This is a genomic window from Acidithrix sp. C25 (genome assembly GCF_904848545.2).
In genome coordinates this window covers 159,106-176,266 of record NZ_CAJHCI020000006.1, presented here as the reverse complement: position 1 = coordinate 176,266, position 17,161 = coordinate 159,106, and the positions used below count along the sequence as shown (strand labels likewise).

The 17,161-nt window shown below is 48.1% G+C and carries 15 protein-coding genes; 8 read left to right on the top strand and 7 right to left on the bottom strand.

The features are described 5' to 3' along the window. Nucleotides 1–236: 236 nt before the first annotated feature. The 4 genes from ACIDITHRIX25_RS70085 to ACIDITHRIX25_RS70070 all read left to right on the top strand — a co-directional run bounded on the left by ACIDITHRIX25_RS70085 (nucleotide 237) and on the right by ACIDITHRIX25_RS70070 (nucleotide 4,548). Entirely contained in the window at nucleotides 237–2,552 is a 2,316-nt protein-coding gene (locus tag ACIDITHRIX25_RS70085) for a trypsin-like peptidase domain-containing protein (protein WP_201732251.1), read from the top strand. A 63-nt stretch (nucleotides 2,553–2,615) separates the two neighbouring features. Next, on the top strand, nucleotides 2,616–3,641 hold the full coding sequence (locus ACIDITHRIX25_RS70080; RefSeq protein ID WP_201732178.1) for an IS630 family transposase: 1,026 nt from the start codon (nucleotides 2,616–2,618) through the stop codon (nucleotides 3,639–3,641). After that, complete coding sequence (locus ACIDITHRIX25_RS70075) at nucleotides 3,638–4,156, top strand: tetratricopeptide repeat protein (protein ID WP_052603907.1); 519 nt, start codon at nucleotides 3,638–3,640, stop codon at nucleotides 4,154–4,156. Before ACIDITHRIX25_RS70080 ends, ACIDITHRIX25_RS70075 begins: the two co-directional genes overlap by 4 nt. Before the next feature lie 5 nt (nucleotides 4,157–4,161). Next, entirely contained in the window at nucleotides 4,162–4,548 is a 387-nt protein-coding gene (locus tag ACIDITHRIX25_RS70070) for a tetratricopeptide repeat protein (RefSeq protein ID WP_201732250.1), read from the top strand. Nucleotides 4,549–5,049: 501 nt separating this feature from the next. Here the strand turns inward: ACIDITHRIX25_RS70070 and ACIDITHRIX25_RS70065 are convergent. From ACIDITHRIX25_RS70065 to ACIDITHRIX25_RS70040, 6 genes are all read right to left on the bottom strand, one after another. Next, nucleotides 5,050–5,553, bottom strand: a complete 504-nt coding sequence (locus tag ACIDITHRIX25_RS70065; RefSeq protein WP_201732932.1) for an HNH endonuclease — start codon at nucleotides 5,551–5,553, stop codon at nucleotides 5,050–5,052. A gap of 524 nt (nucleotides 5,554–6,077) precedes the next feature. Then, nucleotides 6,078–7,334 carry an acyl-CoA dehydrogenase gene (locus ACIDITHRIX25_RS70060; RefSeq protein WP_201732249.1) on the bottom strand — a complete coding sequence of 419 codons (1,257 nt, stop codon included), beginning with the start codon at nucleotides 7,332–7,334 and terminating at the stop codon, nucleotides 6,078–6,080. A 149-nt stretch (nucleotides 7,335–7,483) separates the two neighbouring features. After that, nucleotides 7,484–7,861 carry a DUF3040 domain-containing protein gene (locus ACIDITHRIX25_RS70055; RefSeq protein WP_052603902.1) on the bottom strand — a complete coding sequence of 126 codons (378 nt, stop codon included), beginning with the start codon at nucleotides 7,859–7,861 and terminating at the stop codon, nucleotides 7,484–7,486. A 136-nt stretch (nucleotides 7,862–7,997) separates the two neighbouring features. After that, nucleotides 7,998–8,366 (bottom strand): uroporphyrinogen-III synthase, encoded by a 369-nt coding sequence (locus ACIDITHRIX25_RS70050; protein ID WP_052603901.1) that lies wholly within the window; start codon nucleotides 8,364–8,366, stop codon nucleotides 7,998–8,000. After that, nucleotides 8,367–9,086 (bottom strand): PIG-L deacetylase family protein, encoded by a 720-nt coding sequence (locus tag ACIDITHRIX25_RS70045; protein ID WP_052603900.1) that lies wholly within the window; start codon nucleotides 9,084–9,086, stop codon nucleotides 8,367–8,369. A gap of 43 nt (nucleotides 9,087–9,129) precedes the next feature. Continuing rightward, a complete protein-coding gene (locus ACIDITHRIX25_RS70040) occupies nucleotides 9,130–10,158 on the bottom strand; it encodes a GntG family PLP-dependent aldolase (RefSeq protein WP_052603899.1) in 1,029 nt (342 codons plus the stop codon). A gap of 1,200 nt (nucleotides 10,159–11,358) precedes the next feature. On the opposite strand from ACIDITHRIX25_RS70040, the gene ACIDITHRIX25_RS70035 reads away from it, so the two are divergent. The 4 genes from ACIDITHRIX25_RS70035 to ACIDITHRIX25_RS70020 all read left to right on the top strand — a co-directional run bounded on the left by ACIDITHRIX25_RS70035 (nucleotide 11,359) and on the right by ACIDITHRIX25_RS70020 (nucleotide 16,176). Further along, on the top strand, nucleotides 11,359–12,147 hold the full coding sequence (locus tag ACIDITHRIX25_RS70035) for an inositol monophosphatase family protein (RefSeq protein ID WP_052603898.1): 789 nt from the start codon (nucleotides 11,359–11,361) through the stop codon (nucleotides 12,145–12,147). 473 nt (nucleotides 12,148–12,620) lie between these two features. Further along, nucleotides 12,621–13,892 (top strand): sugar ABC transporter substrate-binding protein, encoded by a 1,272-nt coding sequence (locus ACIDITHRIX25_RS70030; RefSeq protein WP_052603897.1) that lies wholly within the window; start codon nucleotides 12,621–12,623, stop codon nucleotides 13,890–13,892. Nucleotides 13,893–14,038: 146 nt separating this feature from the next. Then, nucleotides 14,039–14,848, top strand: a complete 810-nt coding sequence (locus ACIDITHRIX25_RS70025; RefSeq protein ID WP_235347486.1) for an ATP-binding cassette domain-containing protein — start codon at nucleotides 14,039–14,041, stop codon at nucleotides 14,846–14,848. A 2-nt stretch (nucleotides 14,849–14,850) separates the two neighbouring features. Then, entirely contained in the window at nucleotides 14,851–16,176 is a 1,326-nt protein-coding gene (locus tag ACIDITHRIX25_RS70020; protein ID WP_052603896.1) for a sugar ABC transporter permease, read from the top strand. A 291-nt stretch (nucleotides 16,177–16,467) separates the two neighbouring features. Here ACIDITHRIX25_RS70020 and nrdR read toward each other — a convergent pair whose 3' ends face one another. After that, complete coding sequence (gene nrdR, locus ACIDITHRIX25_RS70015; protein ID WP_052603895.1) at nucleotides 16,468–16,926, bottom strand: transcriptional regulator NrdR; 459 nt, start codon at nucleotides 16,924–16,926, stop codon at nucleotides 16,468–16,470. Nucleotides 16,927–17,161: the final 235 nt, after the last annotated feature.

Genomic DNA, 17,161 nt, shown 5'->3' with positions numbered 1-17,161 from the left:
GAGCAAACCCATTTGCTTGGAGCTGTCAGGGCTTACAATAGCTTTTCAGGCTGCAATCAAGTCCGCCAACGACGTCTCTGGTGCAGTTCCCTAGTACGCACTAAATGCCAGAGGTACTCAATCCTCAAACACAGAGCGTTTTGCTGACGTTCAAACCCGGCCTCTATAAAAAACAGCAAATCCTCCCCATTGAATGTCGCTGCCAATCAAGTTAAGTCATGTAGATAGGAATAGATATGACAAGCCCTTGGAATGATCGTTTAGCCCAAGTTTGGGCAGGCTCCCATAAGCCTCGAGCAAAAGTATTAGCCGATGAACCCCAGAGTCAAGCTGGAACGGGAGTGATCATTGGAGATGATGGAGTACTAACTGCCCGTCACGTTATTGCAGGTGCACTAAATGGGGGTACGATTCTGGCTCGGATGGTCAAACAAGGTGCGACAACATCTTCTTGGGCGACCATGAAAGTTATAAGTCACGACTTAGATTGGGACCTTGCGCTGTTACAAGTTGATGACCCAAAAAGTGACAATCAATGGCAAAAACCCAATTCTCCATCGCCACAAGTCGTAATGCTAGATGGGGATGCCGAACATAATTGCGAAGTTTTGGGTTTCCCTGAGACCGCTATCCAACCTAGTGAATCGGGCCTTCCATCTGAGGATATTTACCAGAGCGAACAAGCTCTAGGGACATTACTTCTTACAAACCAAGCAAAGCCTGCCCAGACCAATAAAAAGACCTTGCCCAAGCGTACCTTTCTCTTGGATGTTGATAGATCTCACCCCAAAACAAGTAAAGGTTGGCAGGAGATGTCGGGTAGTGGAGTCATCTTGTCCGCTGGACGATTGGTAGGTGTTGTAGCTTCTGTCGATCAAGAGCGGGATACTCATCGTCTTTTTGTAACTCCATTAGCTGATGCTATAAGTGACTCGCCTGGCCTAGCCGAAGGCTTCACGAAGTTGTTGGGACACCCAATACCAGTCGAAATAGAGGCTGCACCACTTATCGAAGAACTCCTCCAAGGTGTCTGTCTCGGTGCTAGCGGACTACCTATTACTCTTGGTGAAGCCGAATTAGAGGCCTTCGGGGTGAAGCGTGCAAATATCATTGGTGAGCCTGCCTATTTGGACTATACCAAACGAGACCAAGATGGTGAACTAACAAAAGCTCTCGATGAAGCCATATCTAGTCACCGCATGTTATTAATCGTTGGTAGTTCTGCTTCCGGCAAATCACGCTCAATGGCAGAACTAGCCAAAGCCAAGCTTGCTAACTACCATCTCCTATGCCCAAAGGCTACTTTGTTCAGTCAGCTTTTAGAGTTGCCTCTAGATTCAATCAAACCAGCAGTGGTCTGGCTAGAGGATGTAGAGAACTATGTGGGGTTAAATTTCAAAGGCACAATCAGCGAGCTGCTTAGCGAAGGCTTAGTAGTAATTGGCACCATTCGACAAAATCAACTAGAGATGCATAAACCCTTCGGTGATGCCAAGATGCACAAAACTTTAGTATTACAGAAAGAATGGTCAAACAGCTGGAGCAAAAAAGAGCGATCAGAACTCCAAAATCATGTCAAAAATAAAGCTCTCCGCCAGTGGGTCAAGAAGAACAACTCCCCAAGTGTTTGGTGTGCAGCTGGAACGGAACTAGCAGACAAACTCAGGATAGCAAAATCAAATGATGACAAACCTTATCGTTATCAACTAGTGCGTACCGTGTTGGATTGGTACCGTACCGGCAATGCTAGGCCAATTGCAATTGCCACAGCCACTTCCTTGCTCACTGAGTCGATCGCACTTTCTCTAGCCCCTGACGAACAAGAAGTAAGTGATGCACTTACTTGGGCAACGGAACCAGTCGTTGGCAAAGGCCGCATGTCAAGCCAGTCACTTCTATCCAAGGTAGATGATACCTATCTAAAAGTCCATAACTACCTCCAGGATGAAGATGCAAAAAGCATAACCGCCGAAGTTCCCGATGCGATTTGGCGTGCCACACTAGATGCTGTGGGCTCAGATGACGAAAGATTTACAATTGGACTATTTGCCTGCAATCAGTCGAATTCCAAGTGGGCTGAATCGGCCTGGCGTCCCCTCTCCGATGGTGGCAACTCTAGGGCAATGCTCACTATGGGAATGTTATGTAGCGAACAGGGCCGCCACAAAGATGCAATTGCGATCTATGACGAGGTGATAGCTCGCTTTGGAGATGATCCAACACCAGAGACACACGAGGTGGCCGTCGGGGCACTTTTCTCAAAAGGTGCAGCGCTAGGTCAATACGGTCAGCACGAAGCTGCAGCCGAGGTCTATGACGAGGTGATAGCTCGCTTTGGAGATGATCCAACACCAGAGACACACGAGGTGGCCGTCGGGGCGCTATCATCCAAAGGCGCGACACTCGGGGAATTGGGTCGGTTCCGAGATGCGGTCCCAATATTTAATGCAGTAGTTAATCGCTTTGGAGACGATCGGACGCCGGAGATACGCGAATTGGTTGTCAAGGCGCTGTTAGCCAAGGGTATTGCACTAGAGGAATTAATCGCATAACACTCTGAAATGCTCCAATGAGCCCTTTTAATTTCTTGTAAAGTGTGTTAATCTTCTCATGACATGCTTACACCCGAGGAACTCGCCACTATTGAAGCATTCATGGCGAAGACTGAAAACATCGACGAATATAAGCGGGCGCTGGCAGTTCTCACCCTTGAAGATGGGAGTCCCCTCAACAGGACAGGCCTCTCTGTCAAGCATGTACAGCGAATTCGACGGTCATTCCGCAGCGTTGGCACTGAGGCATTCAAGGACAAGCGCCATAACAACGCTCCGGTACTTCTCTCAAAGTCTCAAAGAGATGAAGTGGCAATCATGCTCACGACTACAACTCCCAATGACCACGGCTATAGCAGTTCCCCGTTTTGGTCAACACGGATCCTGGCTACAGTACTCAAGCGCAGATACGGTGTTCTCTATGCCTCTAGGACTAGCTATTACGTTCTGTTTCGGGAAAGTAAGTTCAGCTTCCATCTGCCGGGCAAACAGTACGAGAAGGCTGATCCACAAGCGGTAGCTGAATGGAAAGACGAGCAGCAAGAACGTCTGAAAGAGGCATTCTCTGATCCAGATACGGTGATTCTCTGTGAAGACGAGATGGTTCTCACTCAGGCGACAACTACTCAGAAAGTGTGGATACCGAAAGGAACCACACCAGCTGTAATTGAGACCAATGGAACCAGAATGAACCGGAGCATCTATGGGTTTTTGAACCTCAAGACAGGCAAGGAGCATGCATTTGCAACAGAGCGCCAGACTATGCATGAAACAGCGGCCATACTGCTGGCGATCCGCAAGATCTACCCAAGAGAGAAGATTCTGCTTATATGGGATGGGGCAGGATGGCACAGAGGGAGCGTCGCTCAAGAGGCAATTAGGGAGCATCACATCGAAGCAGTCCATTTCCCTCCGTATTCTCCGCAACTCAATCCCCAGGAACACGTTTGGAAGCAAGGGCGCTCTGCTGTAACCCACAATCGCTTCATTCCCAAGATTGAACCAGTCACAAAGGAATTAGTCGACTATCTCAACACGACGACATTCCCATACTCTTTACTTGATTTCAAGGAGCAAGTCAGAGTGTGAGCTCTATAGGTCGGCTCCGAGATGCGGTCACGGTCTTCAATGCAGTAGTTAATCGCTTTGGAGATGATCCGACGCCAGAGATACATGAATTGGTTGTGCATGCGCTGATGGCCAAGGCCGTGGTATTAAAGGAATCGAGTCGACCCCGAGATGCGGTCACGGTATTTAATTCAGTAGTTAATCGCTTTGGAAACGATCCGACACCAAAGATACGCGAATTGGTAGCGACAGCACTACTATCCATGGGCATACTACTAGGTCAAAATGGTCAGCCCGAAGATGCAACTGCGGTCTTCAATGAAGTGGATACTAACTTTGGAGATGATCCGACGCCAGAGATACATGAATTGGTTGTTAGGACGATGTACTCCAGGGGAGTAACGCTAACTCTAAACGATCAGCACGAAGATGCGATCGCGGTCTTCAACGAAGTGGTGGCTCGCCATGGAGACGATCCGACGCCAGAAATACGCGAGGTGGTTTTTGATGCGCTGCTCTCAAAAGGTACACCCTAGGTCAAATGGATCAGTTCGACGAGGCAGTAGAGGCATACGACGAGGTGATGGACCGCTTTGGAGATGATCCGACACCAGAGATACGCGAATTAGTCGCCTCGGCGCTATTGTCCAAGGGCTTAATGCTAAGTCAAACTGATCAGCTAGACGAGGCAGCCGAACTCTACGACGAAGTGGTGGCTCGCTTTGGAGACGATCCGACGCCAGAGATACGCGAATTGGTCGCCATGGCGATGGTGACTAGATACATAACACTGGGCGAACTTAGTCAGATCGAAGATGCAGCCGAACTCTACGACGAAGTGGTGGCTCGCTTTGGAGACGATCCGACACCAAAGATACGCGAATTGGTGGCGACAGCGGCAGAGTACATGAGTGAATCTCTAGAATAAATCGGTTACCCCGTGGACGCACTCGAAGTCTATGACGAGATGGTGGCTCGCTTTGGAGACGATCCGACACCAAAGATACGCGAATTGGTGGCGACAGCGGCGGTAAACAGGCGGTAAACAAAGGTGCACGACTGCAACAACTGGGTCTCGGCGCGAAAAACAAGTCTGAGTCAGAGACGATGCCAAGGAATGAGTAGAGAGGAACTTGGAAGAACTGTCACTGAGTTCGAAAATCTAAAAATACGCAACTCCAACGCATCTAACTTCGGAACTTTGATCCCAGGGGATTTCAGTAGCATTGGAGCTGGTGGTGCTTGCCATCAGCTCCCGTTGATTCCATGTCCTCCAAAGCGCTTTTGGAAAGCGACGGTGGTCGAACACATCATCGTTATAACAACCAAATGGCCAACAGGGTCTCCCGCTCTGGCTATTTGGTTGTGACTACCCCGGCGACGGTGGTCCATAATTCAAACCAAAGTCGGACCATTCACAAGAGGCTCCTCAGGCGGAAATTGAAGGTTCGCCTATATAGGGAAGCCATTCGTCTCTAGGATTGCCCAAAAGCCAGATCCACGCTTTTGCACGTGGTTGCATAGGAGCTCGGCGAAGGACAAAATTAGTCTCGTGTAGAAACCGGTCTTCCTTTCTGGAGTTGCACGGTTTGCACGAAGCCACCACATTATCCCAAGAGTGGCCACCACCTCTGGATTTAGGAACTACGTGGTCGATATTTTCAGCTGGTGCACCACAATATTGGCACCTATAGTTGTCGCGAGCAAAGACAGCACGACGGGTTAGAGCCACCCGTTTTGGGAATGGAACCTTTACGTAGTACTTGAGGCGAATAACCGATGGTTCAGGGAAAACACAGCGCTCCGAGTGAAAGTAGTCGCCGGTCTCGTGCAATACCTCAGCCTTATTGCAAAGGACCAATGAAATTGCCCGCCGAGACGACACGATGGCAAGGGCTTCGTAACTTGCATTAAGTACGAGAGCCCGACTCATCATCGACTCAATTCATCAAATCGGATCGGACTGAGGTAAAAAAGAGCGACGGCTATACCCCGTCGAAAGCCATCATCTCTTTTGTATGAATGCATCGCCGTCATACCAGCCTCGCAAAGAAATCTTGACTTTTATCTTATACCCATAGACTTCGTTGTGTGCGACACCATCGAAGATATTCTAAAAGGTCCTTGCTTGCCGGCAGAGCATCGGGGGTCCCATAGACCGTCTCCATCCGAAATCTCAAATAATTCAAGTCTGGTATTGGCAAATACGGGAAAGCCCGATACCAATCGCGCCTGATATAGGCAAGGCTTTGTCTTATGGCAATAACATACAAATTGGGATGGCTCAAAACTGCTACGATAGCGACGGTCGTCCATATAAGCAATCGAATAGTCGCTTTAAACCTTCTAAACATCGTCGATTAGCCACCGTCTTTAAATAGATCCCTGGGTATCTACCCTAATAGCAATAGCTCTAACCATTGAGAATAAACCAATAGTTAGAGCTATCGTTTTGCCTTAATTCACAGACTGCGGGATCTTCGACCAAGGACCCTCATCCATGCGAGGCTCTTTAGGAAGCCCGAGGACCATTTCACCCAAGATATTTCGCTGAACCTGAGATGTTCCAGCGTATATGGTACCTGCCCTGGCATTCAAAAAGGTGGTATCCCACGAACCTGAGGAGTTCGGGGAGCCTGGATCGTCGGTTTGGAAAGCAGAGGTAGGCTTCCGCCCTGTAACTTCTAGGGCTCGACTTCCAAGAATGTCCACGGCCAACTCAGTGACAACCTGATGGTATTCACTCCAATAAAGCTTAGAGATCGATCCTTCAGGACCGGGATGTTGACCCGCAAGAAAACCGCTCAAAGTCCTAAGGCCCAGGTAGCGCATAACTTCCACACGGGAAAAGCACCATGCGATACGTTGGCGAATAATTGGATCGTTGTTAGCTCCGGTCTCCTTAGCAAGAGCAATTAAGCGGTCAAGTTCAATTCGGAAACGAATGGGCAAGGTAGCTGCTGCCTCACCGCGCTCGTAGCCCAGAAGTGTCATAGCGACTGACCATCCTTGGCCAACCGACCCAACCACATTGCCAGCTGCGGTTCGAGCATCGGTGAAAAAGACTTCGTTGAACTCTGACTCACCCGATAGCATCCGAATTGGACGCACCTCAACACCAGGCTGACTCATAGGAACTAGCAAGAATGTGATTCCCTTATGCTTTGGAGCATCAGGATCGGTGCGTGTCAGCACAAAGATCCAGTTAGCCAAGTGACCGGCGGAAGTCCAAATCTTTTGGCCATTTATGACCCACTCATCCCCATCAAGGTAAGCACGCGTTCCAAGGTTGGCAAGGTCAGATCCTGCATTGGGCTCGCTATACCCTTGGCACCAAAGGTCCTCTCCAGAGAGGATTCGAGGAAGAAAGTATCGCTTTTGCTCTTCAGTACCCCAACGAATAATGGTGTTTCCAACCATTTGAATTCCAAAGGTATCATTAGGGCCACCCATGGGAGCTCCAGCTTTGGCAAACTCCTCGGCTAGGACGACCTGTTCCATTGCGCTTAGACCAGCACCGCCGTATTCCTTGGGCCATGCAAGGGCAAGGTAGTTCGCTTGAAAGAGCGTTTTGCGCCACTTGTTGGTGAATTCGGGGACATCTTCCGATGGGAGTGCGCCGATTCCGGCCCATCCTGAGGGCAAATTCGATTGTAAAAATTCCTGAACGCTTCTACGAAATTCCTGAGCTTGTGGTGGGTAACTAATCTCCATAGCTCAAACGTTATCGCAAAATAGGAGTGAAAACGAACCAAAATCAATTTGCCACACAAAAGACTCTCTGAGCAATATCAAAGAGTCTTTCCCTCCAAGGCCGATCTAACCTTGCCATCATCTAGCAAAACTAGAAGGTCAAGTATGGACTACTTGTCCTTCTTTCCAAACTTATTCTTGATCTTAGAACCAAGATCTTTAGCCTTGACTGTGGAACCAGATGGTTTTCTCCCACTTGTCAAATCCGCCCAACCCGCTTTTCCGAGGCGACGTAGATTTTGCTCAAATATTACGGCTGACGCCAACATTATCAAAAACCCAAAAATGCCAAGGAAAACAGAGATGGAAAAGGTCAAGACCGTCACGACCAATCCGACTACAAAGGTCAACGTTGACCACTTGCAGTTTCGGCCTGCGTGTCTATAAACCGTCTCTTCTCTTACGCGAGCCGCGAAATTCGGATCCGACTCGTAAAAATTTCTCTCTATCTCTCGCAGAATGTTCTGCTCATGCTCTGAAAGAGGCAAGGTATCCTCCTTTGAAGCTCGTGATAACACTAACCTGTTATTCAACAATATCTCATAACAATGCTACAACCCAAAACTTCCTTTAATAAGTCGACAAACAAGAGTTATGCCTTTAGCTGCGGAATATTTTTGCCAATTAAGATAAATTTTGACAGATCTCAGATAAATGACGAAATTCTTGCTCATCTGTCGAAGATATGACTCGAGATTTGACAGGATCGCTTCCAGCTCTCAGAGTCAAATTCACCAACCCCGGCCCATCGACGTTGTGCTGTAGGACTTCATCTTCAGTCGATCCTGTCACGATCGCCTTAACTCCCGAACCCGACAAGATCGCCTGTGAAGCGCCCGCCCTTATCAACTCTGAAAGATCGTCGCTAAGCCTAGGTCGAAGAGTTGCATGAACCACAACTTTATATCCGGCCTCGGTAAGCCTCTCGATCAAACCCACAGAGTATAAATTTCGCTCGTGATATGAAGAGCCTTCCACCTCAATAATTCTCATCTATGACTCCACCTGATTTACAATACGTCGAAACGTCTCTGCATACGGAACGCCTAAACGTCGCCCCAAAGTTTTAGCAGTCGTATCGATCGACTCTCCAAGGCGGACAAAACGACCCCCCACTTGCGTACGATGGCTCAAGACTGCCTTTGTCTTTAATTCCAAACCAAGCGAAATATCGATGGCCACATTTGGCTCTTGGGTTCCCGAGAGCAAGACGGTCGACACCCTATGGGGCGCTCCAGCTTCGGGGAAATAGTGAGGAAGATGGCTAGCAGGAAAGACTGAATCCAAAACGGCAAAGCCGAGTTCCCGATGGTCCCTGTGATTAAAGTAGGTAGAACCAAAAAAGGTCGCCGTCGGATCGTGTGTCAGAACCACCTGGGGTTGCAAGGAACGAAGCCTCTCAACGATGCGACCACGCAGTACGAGATCATTTTCAACCTCTCCATCAGGAATCGAAAACGACTCTACCAACGATACTCCTAAGCATTTTGAAGCCTCAGAGATCTCCTTAACTCTCAATTGAGAGAGACGCTCGGTCGAGATCAAAGAGTCGGTAGTTCCCTTTTCCCCTAGGCATGCAATAATGAGCGTTACCGCCGCTCCTTTTTGTGCCCATGTCGCAATCGTTCCGCCTGCCCCTATGTCTGCATCATCTGGATGGGCAAAAACACAAAGCACAGATTTGGGCACTTGCTTGATCAATTGCATTGCCATCTAATAATGCACCCTGTGATGAAAGAGAACTTCGCTAAGAGAGTTAAAGATCATCTGGGATATCTACAATGACTTTATAGGCATAGTCCAATTGGGAGTCATCTACGTCTTTGTGAGTAACAAAGCGCAACTTTCTGGGACCAATTGGATTCACCAAGACACCTTGAGAGTTGAGGTAGGTTGAGATTGCATCTGCTTGAGGATGGTCAAAGACGATAATATTGGTCTCAGGCAGATAATCTTCTCCAACGTAGCTACCGAAGCGCGCTTTGACCGCCTCTGAAAGATGACGCGCTCGAGCATGATCCTCAGCTAGACGGTCCACCATCGTCTCCAAAGCTACGATCCCCGCTGCTGCCAATACCCCTACTTGTCGCATCTGACCACCAAGCACACCTCTTTCATAGCGAGCACGCTCTATGAACTCACTACTACCAGCCAATAAAGAACCAACCGGGGCAGCTAAACCCTTAGAAACACATGTCATTACCGAATCGGCATAAGATGCAAATGTTGCAGCTGCAACCCCACTGGCAACCTCGGCATTGAAAAGCCGTGCACCATCCATATGAATCGCTAGGCCCCCAGCGGCTTGACGGACGCTTTCGAGGCGCTCGATGGGCCAGATACGGCCTCCCGATGGCATGTGGGTATTTTCCAGGCAAATAAGAGAAAATTGGACGTCCCAATAACCCTGAGAAGATGTCGCCTCTTGGATCGCCTCGCCACCAAATGACCCCGACTCGTCATCCAAGAGATAGAAAGTCGTTCCTGCATTTCTAGCTGAACCGCCGTACTCAAAGACCACAACGTGCTGATATCGCCCAGCGGCAACCCAACTTCCCGGTTGGGCATGGCATCGTATAGCGATCTGATTCGCCATCACTCCAGATGGAACAAAGAGCGCGGCCTCCTTACCCACTCGCTCGGCATAGATAGCTTCGAGCTTGGCTACTGTTGGATCTTCTCGGTACAGGTCGTCCCCTACCTCAGCATTGGCCATAGCGTTACGCATTTGAGGAGTAGGCTTTGTAACTGTATCGGATCTCAGGTCAACTTGAGTTATTGTCATAATTAATCAAGCTTAGCTACCGTTGTAATAGACGATAGTTATCATTTGTGGTTCGAACTACAAACAAATTGGATGATTAAGTCTATGTCACCAACCTCACAAGCCCTATCCATCAGCGAGCTATCATAGCCCAAGATATTTTCAACAAACCATCACAGTGCAACATCACAGTACGACATCACAGGGCGACATCACAGGGCGACCCTATCTAAATCGACTGAGAAAAGTGTAACCAAAGATGCTCATGCAATTATCCCTTTCCCTTTCCCTCTCCTCCGTGTGAAGCCAAAAAGAAGACCTTTGGTCAAAAATCTCTCCAAAGAGGTAAAAATTTAATTAAAGTTTGGAATTTTTTTGAAATAAATTGAAAAACATTTCTTCGAGAAGAAGGTGCTTTTGACAAGGGCGCAAAATATCCAAATCAATATAGTAAATACCTATCAGTAATGACAAATAGATCAACCCTTCATCGTTATATGTCAACAGCACTCTATCGACACCGAAATAGGAACCAATAGATGAAAAACTAACCCTAAATTACCGAGACCAGCTTCCGATTAAGGGCAAAAGCAAGGCGATAAAATCCAAAGTGGTCAACAACTATCAGGTAAAGCAAAAAATTGTAAAACAACAAACCTAAAGCCCATCGCAAGTTCGATCTAGAAAGGTCGATCCCTAACCAACACTCTCATAAGAGCAAACAACGGCTCATGGAATCGCCATGAACTCCAGCGCCCCCTAAGTCACATGGCCATACCGGAGTCATCGACGTATTAGCTCTTTTGGAGATATGTGTGAGGAATGAGAAATAACTGACATCCATTTGGCAATCTTGTGTAATTCAGATAATGCCGCGGTGCGATAAGGTGACAAGGTTCGCTCAAACAAAGCTACGAAAATGTATTAACGAAGAATCACGTCAGCGATCGAAAAGCAACAATCACTAAGACATGAGCGCAATGAGACCATGGCTGTAATGAAATCTTGGGTGTAATAAGGCAACGACCTCAAGCACCTACCTCGCTCTTAACTACCCAACCATAACCACTCACTCATAGCCATCGGGCAAGTAACTACCTCCGTAAAAGGCAATAACCACTTCCAGAAGCTATCGTTTAGTCGATCCAAAAAGCAGGTCTTACAGCCTTTAGCAAGACCCCAAAGAGTCGCCCAGAGACAAATCGAACTAAGTTCATAGTCATGAACGAGATAACACTACGCCACAATGCCGCCCTCGAGATTGCGCTTATCGCCTCGAACTTCATAACCGAATCAATATCAGCACCAGAATTCAAACTCGCAGTCACCACCAAATCCTCCCGAACCGACATGGTTACCCAGATCGACGGAGGAGTAGAGTCCCTAATACAAAAAGAGATCATCACTCGGTTCCCAGACGATTCCATCCTCGGAGAAGAACATGGATCGATCACCGGCACCAGTGACTACGAGTGGGTAGTCGATCCGATCGATGGAACCACAAACTTTGTCTATGGATTTCCTGCATACGCCATATCCATAGCGATCCGCGATCGCAATACAAAAAAGGCAGTTGCTGGCGTGGTACGCGATATCCCCCGAAGGCGTGTTTTTGAAGCGATTGCTGGTGAGGGTGCCATGCTTGATGGGATAAAGATAAGGGTCACAGACCTATCTGAGATCTCCGGAGCACTCATCGGAACGGGATTCTCCTATTCCGACACAATTCGTATTCGTCAGGGAGAGGTAATTTCAAGGATCATAACTAAAATCCGAGATATTCGACGAATGGGCGCGGCATCGCTTGACCTTTGCATGGTCGCATGTGGCGAACTTGATGGCTATTACGAAATTGGCCTTCAGCCATGGGACTACATGGCAGGAGCCCTAATAGTAACTGAAGCCGGCGGACAAATAAGCGGCGGAGATTTAGATGAACCGTCATATGAAATGATGGTCGCCTCAAATTCACTCATTCACAAAGAGCTGCGAGCCCTGATCAAGAAGTGACGATCTCTACCTTTTTTCTACCTTTTTCGAGTCAAAATACTACATCTATTCGCTCGTTACAAATGTCCAATTATCCAACAAGAATAGATTTCAATGGTTATGACTCGAAAATAGCTCCCTGGATTAGAACTGTATTCTTGATCAATTAGAGTCATTTCTACTAAAACCTATACAGCGTAAATTAGCAAATTAAACGACATAAAACTAGTATTTGCTATGCAAAATCGCACCGACCATACGGCTTGGCTAGGTAATCAAAATAGATTTTACTAATAGTGAAATCTAACTATTTCATCTTGATAATCAATTATCAAAAAATAAATAAGAATGCCCCAAAACTCAATTCACTTGAAAAAAAACGTCCAGGGGTGAATTGAAATATTAATATCATGTGACTAATGTCATTCGAGAAAGCTTCTAAGCGGGGTGCTTGGGGCAACTAAAACATCATCTTTGATGGGGGTAAAATAACAATGAAATCAAGCCGGACAAATTCCAGACTCAAAGGACTAGCGGGGTTCAACAGTTCCAATGGGAGCCGGATCGCCCGAGGCGCACTTGCTGCGGCAGCTCTGGCATTGATCGCAGGAGCGTGCGGTAGCACTTCATCTTCGTCATCTTCGTCAAGCACAACAGCTGCAGCTGCGACCTCGACAACGGCGGCGGTCCCTCAGGTAACAACTTCATCGCTCGACAGCACATTCGCTGCTATGTCTAGCCTCAAGCCACTTGTAAGCCAAGGAAAAGGTAAAGTTGCAGTCATCCTTCCTGACACTCAGTCTTCTGCTCGTTATGTGGCCTTCGATGCTCCATATCTAGCCAAAGCCTTTGCAGACGCTGGTTACTCATCGAGCAACTACATCATCGAAAACGCACAGGGCAGCGACGCAACACAGCTCTCTGATGCACAAGCTGCGATCACCAACGGTGCTAGCGTCTTGGCAGTGGATCCGATCGACTCCGGCGTAGGTGCCTCAATCGAGTCATACGCTGCAGCACACGGCGTAAAAGTCATCGACTATGACCGCATTACCCTCAAGGGCAGCGCCAGCTATTACGTTAGCTTCAACAACGTACAGGTAGGAAAGCTAATTGGACAATCCTTCTTGAGCTGCGTAACTGCATGGAACGTAAAGAATCCACAGGTTTACATCCTTGATGGTTCGCCAACAGACAACAACGCAACCCTCTTCGCTCAGGGCTACAACTCAGTCTTAGCTCCTGCGTTCGCCTCAGGTAAACTCACCAAAGTCGGCGAGCAAGCTGTTACCAACTGGGACAACCAAGTCGCATTGACCGACTTCCAGCAGGCCTATACCGCACATCCAAATATCAATGCGGTTGTAACGGCTAACGACGGACTCGGAAATGCTGTCGTTTCCGCCCTCAAGACACTAAATGTCAAGCCATTTACGGTACCTACCACAGGCCAGGATGCAACCCTTCAAGGAATGACAAATATCCTCCAAGGATACCAGTGCTCCTCGATCTACAAGCCAATCTACCTTGAGGCTCAGGCAACTGTAGCCTTGGCAACCTACCTCCGAGCTGGCATTACGCCTCCTTCGGGCTTGGTAAATGGCACGACCAACAATCAAACCACCAATGTTCCATCCGTACTCTTGACTCCAATTACGGTTACGGCTAGCAACATGGCATCAACTGTTATCAAAGATGGATTCATCCAAAAGTCTGCACTTTGTGTTGGAACAGTCGCCGCCCTTTGTACAAAGAACGGCATCTAAGTCAATCAAACTAAATAGTTGACTGCACCATTGGGGACAGCCTTCAACTAACAAAACCGAACCGGGATCTCCAAGCAACTGCTGGGATCCCGGTTCTTGTATTGTTCATGTTGCAATGCAACGCATCAAGAAGGAAGGATGTGGAGATGCCAGAAAGTCAAACTATGGCTAACTCTCATGAATTACTTGAACTCTATAAAGTATCGAAAAGTTTCGGACCAGTTCAGTCATTAGCGGATGTAGACCTAACGATTCCCCTAGCCAAAGTAACTGCTCTCGTTGGCGATAACGGCGCTGGGAAATCTAGTCTCGTAAAGTGCATAGCTGGCATTCATAGCGCTGATAGCGGCGAGATAGTCTTTGAAGGAAAACACATCAAATTAAAGAGTCCCAGGGATGCCGCGGATCTCGGCATCGAGACTGTTTACCAAGATCTAGCGCTCTGTGACAACTTAGACATCGTACAAAACATGTTTTTAGGTCGCGAACGAACCAGAAAAGGTCTCTTAGACGAAGACTCCATGGAACAATCTGCCAAAGAGACACTCGCGAGTCTGTCAGTGACAACAGTTCGTTCAATTCGCCAACCAGTAGCATCACTGTCTGGCGGTCAACGTCAAGCTGTCGCTGTAGCCAAAGCCGTGATGTGGAATGCAAAGTTGGTCATCATGGACGAACCAACCGCAGCACTAGGCGTAGCTCAGACGAGAATGGTACTTGATTTAGTACGCCGATTAGCCGAACGTGGTCTTGGAGTGCTAATCATCTCCCACAATATGAATGACGTCTTCGAAGTTGCAGATCGAATCGCGGTACTACGATTGGGACGAATGGTCGCCCAAGAAGATGTAAAAGCATTTGATCGCCAAATCATAGTTGACCTTATGACAACTGGATCATCAACGCGAACAGCTGCCAAGGCCAACTCGCATGGAATTGAAAGCAAGGAGAATTGACGATGGCTCCAAATATGCAACCTTATGAATCGGCTCTCGACACCAATGAGAACCAGCCAAAAGACGATATCGTCGCTAAAGTGGCCGAAGACGACGCGCTTCCCGCCGCTGCTGGGGCAAACTACGTCGAAGTAAACACCCTTTCGGAATATATCTCTAGTTCAATCTCCAAGGTAAAAAATGGGGATTCAGGGATCCTTCCCGTACTGGTTGGCCTCATAATCATCGCGATTATCTTCCAATCGCTGAATTCAAACTTTCTCTCTGCTGGAAACCTGGTCAACCTACTCTCCCAAGGTGCGGTATATATCATGCTCGCACTAGGAGAGATCTATGCATTGCTCCTGGGCGAGATCGACCTCTCCATTGGCTATGTAGCTGGCGTTGCTGGAATCATAACTGCGCAGTTGGCCTCTGCACAACACAACTGGCCATGGTGGGCAGCCATAATTGTTGCACTCTTGGTAGCTGGAGCAATTGGAGCCATACAGGGAACCATCATCACTCGAGTAGGATTACCCTCCTTTGTCGTGACACTTGCGGGTCTTCTAGGCTGGCAAGGGGTAATGCTCCTCATTCTTGGAAATGGTGGAACTCTACCAATAAGCTCGAACGTTCTCAACGATCTAGCAAATGCGAGTATTACTCCGACCGCAGGTTGGATAGTGATTATTGCGCTTGTGGCGGTATACGCCGCCATAACGCTGGCTCGTGAATTCAGACAACGCAAGAATTCACTCCACCATACACCAGCCTCTCTCGTATATTTTAAGATCGCCGGAGCCGCAATTGCGGGTGTGGTCTTGGTCTTGATATCCAATGCGAACCGTGGCGTATTAGTGCCGATCGAAGGACTCCCCTGGGTGGTCCTCATCGTCATAGCCTTTGTAGCGGCTTGGAGCCTTCTTCTCGGAAGAACAAAGTATGGTCGCTACGTCTATGCTGTCGGTGGTAACGGCGAAGCAGCGCGTCGAGGTGGCGTCAATCTTGCCGTTATCAAGACAATCGCATTCGCCTTAGCATCCTTCACCGCTGGAGCTGCGGGCATTCTCTATGCGTCGCGTCTTCGTTCGGTCTCAACAAGCCTCGACGGAGGCACCTTGGTGCTCTATGCGGTAGCTGCGGCAGTCATAGGTGGAACCAGCCTATTTGGTGGCAAGGGCAAGCCAATACATGCTGTACTTGGTGGCATTGTCATCGCAGGTATCGACAATGGAATGGGCCTTCTTGGAATTAGCGCTGCGCTTCGACTCATCGTTACTGGACTAGTTCTACTAGCAGCTGTAGTTATCGATGCACTAGCACGTAGAGGAAAAACCACCCGCTAATAAACCCACAGGGCTATAAGATCCCCCAACCAAATAAGACAAGAGGCAGCTTCCCCCACTTAAGGCTGTCTCTTGTCTTATCTTCACGATCAAGCCAAATCCGACCATAGACTATTTCGCATTCGCGGAGCTGACCTGGTATGCGTGATACTCATAACTTCGAGATCACCAAAAACCAAAGAATAAGTCAAATCTGGCGAAATCTTTATAGCCCCTGCGAGTAAGATAAGCATCGCAAGGCTTGGGGACCACCGTAGGCAAAAAAGCTTAGAACTTCAATGAATCAATCGATCAGAGTTCAAGATCGATCTTTAGGCTCGCTACCTCTTTTTCAAAGTCATCTGGGTCTTCAAAATCCTTATAGACCGAGGCAAACCTAAGATAACCGACCTTGTCGATTTGGCGCAGGACATCTAATACCGCAATCCCAATCGCAGAGGAATTTACGTCGGAGGATGCTAAGCGAAACCGCTCTTCTATGTCGGCCACAGTTGCTTCTATAAAGGACGAATCAAATGGTCGATTCTTTAGAGCTGCCGCAATTCCGCCAAAAAGCTTTCCACGGTCAAAAGGTTCGCGAATCCCCGAGCGCTTTATGACCACCAAGGGGACTTCTTCAATCCTCTCGAAAGTCGAAAAACGGCGCTGGCACGAGATACATTCGCGGCGCCGACGAATAGTCCTACCATCCTCAATCACTCGGGAATCAACAACTTTGTCTTCGTGATTCCCACAAGTAGGACAGCGCACTATTTCTCCCTGGTCACTTTCCCCTAGTTAACTTGACCCTGATTCTATCATATGGAGCCAAAGACTAAGCGTAGTCCAAAATACACTACCATAGGACGATACCAAAAGAGAAATGCCTAGACAAAGCTGATAAACAAGGTCCGTCCCCGATGCTAAAGGGCTCTGAGGGACAATCAAAAACTGGACTATTGGCCTTTGGACTTCTAAAGTCCTTTACTAAAGCACCACATAACAA